The following is a 6103-nucleotide window of genomic DNA, read 5'->3' as shown; positions in this document are numbered from 1 at the left end:
TCCCGGTAACGTTCAACAACGAATATATTTAATCACCTTCATCATGGTAGGTATCTTTCTTCGGATGCTCGTGATTAATTATATTCTAAGTGTTATCGATTCCATAAGTTTGATTATCCAATACACTTACTTCCGGATCAAAACCTTTATATTTCGTTAATGTATATAAGTTCGTTCCTGAAACATATAATCTTGCCGAGCTGATATGAAATCTTTCGTACCAATTTTTAGGTAAGTTATAACCCAGCGTCACGTTTTTAATTCTCACGTATGTACCGTCTTCAATATACCTGTCCGAAGGACGGGAGTTTTGATTTGGATCATTAAAAACAGCTCTAGGCATAGAATTACTGGTTCCCTCACCAGTCCACCTGTCCAAAGTTTGTGTCGTTTGGTTGTATGCTACGGCCATACTCTCATTCCAGATACGGTTGGCATTGTAAATATCATTACCATACACACCTTGAAGGAAGATATTTAAATCAAATCCTTTATACTCAAATCTGTTATTCATTGAGAAAATAAAATCTGGATTTGGATTACCGATATAAGTACGGTCGTCGGCATTTATAATACCATCACTATTTAAATCTTTAAAACGAATATCACCGGCAGATGTACGATTATAAGGATCATTACCCGGAACCTGAACCGCATGATTATCTACTTCTGATTGATTTTGAAAAATACCATCAGTAACATATCCATAAAAAACATTCATTGGATGTCCGGTGGCTAACCTGCCTAAATCCTGATTAAAACCTACAGACCCAACAGTCATAGGAATCGTATCATTTAATTCTTTTACCTCATTTCTGTTTAATGAGAAATTAACATCAGTATCCCATTTAAACTGTCCTTTCATATTATGAGAAGTAACAGAAACCTCAAAACCTTTATTAACGATCTTACCTGCATTAATTTTCGGTACATCGATATCCGAATAACCTGTAGAAATAGGAACAGACATTGGCACCAACATATCTTCAGTAACCTTGTAGTAAGCATCTAATGTTATATCAAAAGTTTGATCAATTATAGAAGCATCAATACCTACGTTAGCCATATTTTGTGATTCCCAATGTAAATTAGGATTCGGCATTCTGTTAGGAACAACATTACTGGCAATGACATCATTAAAAACATATACATGGGTATTTAATACTGATGCATACTCATATAAACCAATTTCCTGGTTACCTGTTGCCCCATAACCCACACGTAATTTCAGGTTATCAAGAAATTCAACATTATCAAGGAATCCTTCTTCAGACATTCTCCATGCTAAAGAAGCCGAAGGGAATGTTCCCCAACGGAAATTTTCTCCGAATCGGGATGAACCATCACGACGTACTGTAGCTGTTAAAAGATATTTATCTTTAAAGGTATAATTCGCACGACCCATATACGACATCATAGACCAGCTATTTGTATTTCCACCAATTTCGGGTTGCTTTGTACCATTACTCAATTGCTGTGTTAAATCACTGGCAAATCCCTGTATAGAACCATTCATTCCATTGAATTCACTTTCCTGAGCACTGGTACCAGCCATTACCGTTAAATTATGATCACCAAAAGATTTTGTATAGGTCAATGTGTTATCCCAGTTCCAATTAATATTTCTATTAGCATCTTCATATAAATAAGATAATTCCTGAGGTGTTGGTTCCCAATCATATTTTGGAGACCACGTTCTGCTATACCAAAAATTAGCTTTTAACCCGGCTAATGATTTTAGTTTTAACCCCTTAATAATTTTTAATTCTGCATAAACAGAACCTAGAATATTATAACCTTTAGTGCTATTATCAACCAACTCGCTTTTACCTACCGGATTTATTATATCACCATCCCATTCTGGTCGTTCCACTGGTCCTGCATAAGTTCCATCTGCATCATACACATTTAAAGTGGGTAATGCCAATAAAGTATTTCGTACACTATACTCACCGCTGTATTTTTTATCATGATTCAGTGTAATATTATTTCCGAATTTAAGGTTTTCCAATACCTGAGATTCAACATTGAATTTCATGGTGTACTTATCAAATCCAGTATTAGAAATAATACCTTCCTGCTTAAATACATTGGCTGATACATAATAAGTTGTTTTTTCATTACCGCCGGTATAGGATAACGAATAATTCTGCATTGGAGCAGCATCAAACAATTCATCCACCCAATTGGTTCCTTTACCTAATGAAGCAGGATCAGCAAATGCAGGATTTTGAGCACGACCTGCATTAGCCATCATTTCGTTATGCAATGCAGCAAACTCAGAAGCATTTAATACATCAACAAGATTAGTAGCTTCCTGAATTCCGTAATATGCGTTAAATTCAACCCTTCCTTTACCTTTAACTCCTTTTTTAGTAGTAATAATTACAACACCATTGGCTCCTCTCGATCCATAAATAGCTGTAGACGAGGCATCCTTTAAAATTTGAATAGATTCAATATCATTAGGATTCAGTTGATTTAATCCATCATTTGTAGGTATTCCATCGATAACCAATAATGGGTTATTATTATTAATAGTACCCATACCTCGTATACGAAATGTTGGATCACTACCCGGAGTTCCATTATCAATTACCTGAACTCCTGTAGCTTTTCCCTGTAAAGCATTACCAACACTTGGTACGGGAAGAGAAACTAAATCTTCAGTTTCCACTGTGGTAATGGCTCCGGTTAAATCACTCTTTTTCATTGTTCCATAACCCACAGCAACAACTTCCTCCAGTCCAATAACATCATCATTCATTTTAATATTGAAAACTTTATTGTCTGCAACCGTAACTTCCTGACTTGTCATACCTATAAAAGAAAATACCAATACATCTTCTGGAGTAACATTGTCTAATGAAAATTCACCATCAATATTTGTTATGGTACCAATAGATGAATTTTTGATTAAAACAGAAACTCCGGGCATAGGATTTCCAGTATTATCAGTTACTTTACCCGAAACAGACTTTTTTTGTTGTTGAGAATTTTCAACAGCATTTTCAGTTGTTAAAATAATCTGATTCTTAATGATCTTATAATCAACTCCCGACTCAATAAATAATTCATCCAGAATCTGAACTAAAGTTTTTTCTTTAAAATCAACATTTACATATTGATTTACATCTATTTTACGATCATTATACATAAACGTAAAATCAGTTTTATTCTCAATTTCATAAAGAACATCCTTAAGTGTTGTATTACTCAATTGAATGGTCAGCACAGTATCCTGAGAGTAAATGGCCGCAGATACTTGTAAAAACGTAACCAGGAATAAAATCGTTGTTAGTTTCATAATTCTAAGGCATCTTAACCAGGCACCACGTGCCCGGTTGATGTTAAACATCAACTTTTTTTTCATAAATTTGTAAATCTTTAATTAGTATGATTCGTGTTTCCAGCACGAGTTATTATGAAAGGAAGGTGTTCCAGCACTTTCCTTTTTTCATTCTGCTATTTTGAATAAGTTATAAATACTTTTTCTTCTTCTATTTTATATTTAATAGGCGTTGTTATTCTTATTAGTTCCAACATCTCTCTTAAACTTTCGGTTTTTATCGTCATGGTATAACGTTCTTTGTACAGAAGCTCATCGTCAAGTATAATTTTTACATCATACCAACGCTCCAGTTTTTTAACCATTTCAGAAAAAGAACTGTTATCAAACCTGAGTTTATTGTCCATCCATGATAAATAATCATCAACTCTGACTTTATCTATCTTTATTTTATTTGTTTTTTGATTCAAAATGGCTTGTTCTCCGGGCTTCACCTTCAGCTCTTTGCCGGTAGTATGATTTAAAATGGAAATACTTCCTTCTTTTAGCGTTGTGGATTGGATTACATCATTATCGTAGGCAGATACATTGAATTGCGTACCATATACTTTAACATCAAAAGTATTTGTATGAACTACAAAGGGGTGTTTTTTACTTTTTGACACATTAAAATATCCTTCTCCTTTCAAATCTACTTTCCTTATACTGTTTTTATTATCGAGATAGTAATTCAGTTCACTTCCAGAGTTTAACCACACCAAAGTACCATCGGCTAAAACTACTTTACTTTTTTCTCCTTTGGGGGCAATAAATTTCACCATTCGGGTATCAGATATCATCATATCCTTGATGAATAATACCATAAAAGTTGTTGCCAGTAATATGGCTATTACCGCCGCACTTTTCCATAACATAAATACCTTTTGCGAAACCATTTTAACGACAGGGGCAATACCTTCGGATTGAATACGGGCTTTCATTTGATTCCAGTTCGAATCAACATTATATAACCATCCTTTAGTGGTGATATCAGCCAATTGATAAATTTCATTTAATCCATCAAAACGCTTTCTGTTTTCTTTTGATTCTTGCAAATACGCCTTTAACTGTTCCAGTTCTTCGTCTGTTACAGTTTTTTCAAAATAACGAATCAATAGCTGTTCAAAGTAATCTTGTCTTTCCATAATAATACCTTCTATTAGGTAATACCGGAAGAGTTCATTTTACCCTTACATGAATTTTAAAAAATATTTACATTTTTTAAATCATTGCAAATAATACAATGGAAAGATAATCTTTTAACTCCTTTCTAAATACCTTTAAAGCCCTGTTCATATGGGTTTCTACAGTCTTTTCAGAGATATGTAATTCTTCAGCAATTTCTTTGTATTTTTTTCCTTCTTGTCTACTAAGCAGGAATACTTTTCTACATTGCTCGGGTAAAGATTCTATAATCTCTCCTAATTTAGATTCTAGTTCTTTTGCCAATAAGGAATCCTGAACATCAAAAAATTCGCCTTGTGAATAAGCATATTTAATTACTTCCTGATATTTTTCCTCAACTTTTGAATGTTCAAGAATATGGAGGCTTTTATTTTTAGTGGATTGAAATAAAAATGATAGTATGGCTTTATTAGAATCTAAATTTTCTCTTTTTTCCCAAATAGTAAAAAATACATCTTGTACCACTTCTTGTGTGGCTTCGTAATCATTAAGATATTTATTTGCAAATGCACACAAACGTCTGAAATACTTTCTATAAAGTAATTCAAAAGCCTGTTCATCACCACTTTTTATCCTTAGTACAAGTTCTTTTTCTATCATTTAGAATGTTATTTGCCAAAACGAAAATCGAAAGTAGTAAAATTTCTTTATGATTAATAACTCTATCTTTTTAATATTATCATCTAAAGTAAAACTAAATACATACAACAAAAAAGCCACTGTCAAACGCTCTGACAGTGGCTTTTTAATCTTTAACCAAATCTAACCCTAAAACAGATATATAATTTTCTCCTTAAAATACCAAATAACACCTTCATTCATCCACCCCATAACACCCCTTTTGCTACCCTTCTGTATTAGGGGTACATTCACTCAGGTGAGGGCCATTCACTCCCAACACCTCAAAAGTGTCAAACAAGCCTTCTTCGTTGGCGCTTGATTTGTAATCAGCGCCATACACACATTCGGTATTTAAGTCATTCCGCTGTTCGTACCTCACAACTGAAAATGCCTTAAAACCCTCACCCCAGGAAACCTGGGGCATCCATAGCCTTTAATACTTTCTCGTAAATAGTTTCCGGTCGTACCTCACTTCAACATATTTACTCCAAAGTCTTAAAACTGTACCCTGGCAAAAGCAACGCCAAAAACAGCACCCCCAAGCTACAATAAAATAATGCGTCTCTATATAACTTGCCTATCTTCAATGGTGTAAACTAAATACCTCCGGCAGTCCTATAGCTGCATTATGTTATTTAGCCCCACGGCAGAGCTCCCCTCCCCTACTGTTATTGAATTAATTCCATTCACATAAAAAAGGAATATAATTTGACAGATTTAATTTTTATCTTTAAGTCACTTTTTACCGTTTTAAAAGTGGTATAAGTTAATTTTTTAATTGTCTTATAGTAATATATATGTTTAATAGAACTTCCTTTCTTAATCTCCTCCCCCCCTAAAAGAATTACTCGCAAAATTTACTATTTTTGCCCCTGGAATTATTTATGAATTTTTGAATGAGCGAGTTATCTAAGAGTGAACAAATAGCAGTGAAACACCTGATTGAGTATGCCTTGGAAGAGGATAGTC

General features: G+C 33.9%; 4 protein-coding genes. All 4 read right to left on the bottom strand.

Going from position 1 to position 6103, the window contains the following annotated elements; translation table 11 throughout:
* Positions 1 to 85: 85 nt before the first annotated feature.
* The 4 genes from OM075_RS24110 to OM075_RS24095 all read right to left on the bottom strand — a co-directional run bounded on the left by OM075_RS24110 (position 86) and on the right by OM075_RS24095 (position 5558).
* Positions 86 to 3373 carry a TonB-dependent receptor gene (locus OM075_RS24110; protein ID WP_301193121.1) on the bottom strand — a complete coding sequence of 1096 codons (3288 nt, stop codon included), beginning with the start codon at positions 3371 to 3373 and terminating at the stop codon, positions 86 to 88.
* Positions 3374 to 3465: 92 nt separating this feature from the next.
* Positions 3466 to 4473 carry a FecR family protein gene (locus tag OM075_RS24105; protein WP_301193120.1) on the bottom strand — a complete coding sequence of 336 codons (1008 nt, stop codon included), beginning with the start codon at positions 4471 to 4473 and terminating at the stop codon, positions 3466 to 3468.
* A 76-nt stretch (positions 4474 to 4549) separates the two neighbouring features.
* Positions 4550 to 5113, bottom strand: coding sequence for an RNA polymerase sigma-70 factor (locus OM075_RS24100; RefSeq protein WP_301193119.1), 564 nt, complete (start codon positions 5111 to 5113; stop codon positions 4550 to 4552).
* Positions 5114 to 5357: 244 nt separating this feature from the next.
* Positions 5358 to 5558: a hypothetical protein gene (locus tag OM075_RS24095; RefSeq protein ID WP_301193118.1), complete on the bottom strand. Its 201-nt coding sequence runs from the start codon at positions 5556 to 5558 to the stop codon at positions 5358 to 5360.
* Between the last annotated feature and the right edge of the window lie 545 nt (positions 5559 to 6103).

It is taken from the genome of Plebeiibacterium sediminum (assembly GCF_026013605.1).
Lineage (GTDB): Bacteria > Bacteroidota > Bacteroidia > Bacteroidales > Marinilabiliaceae > Saccharicrinis > Saccharicrinis sediminus.
This window is presented reverse-complemented; position numbering and strand designations above follow the sequence as displayed.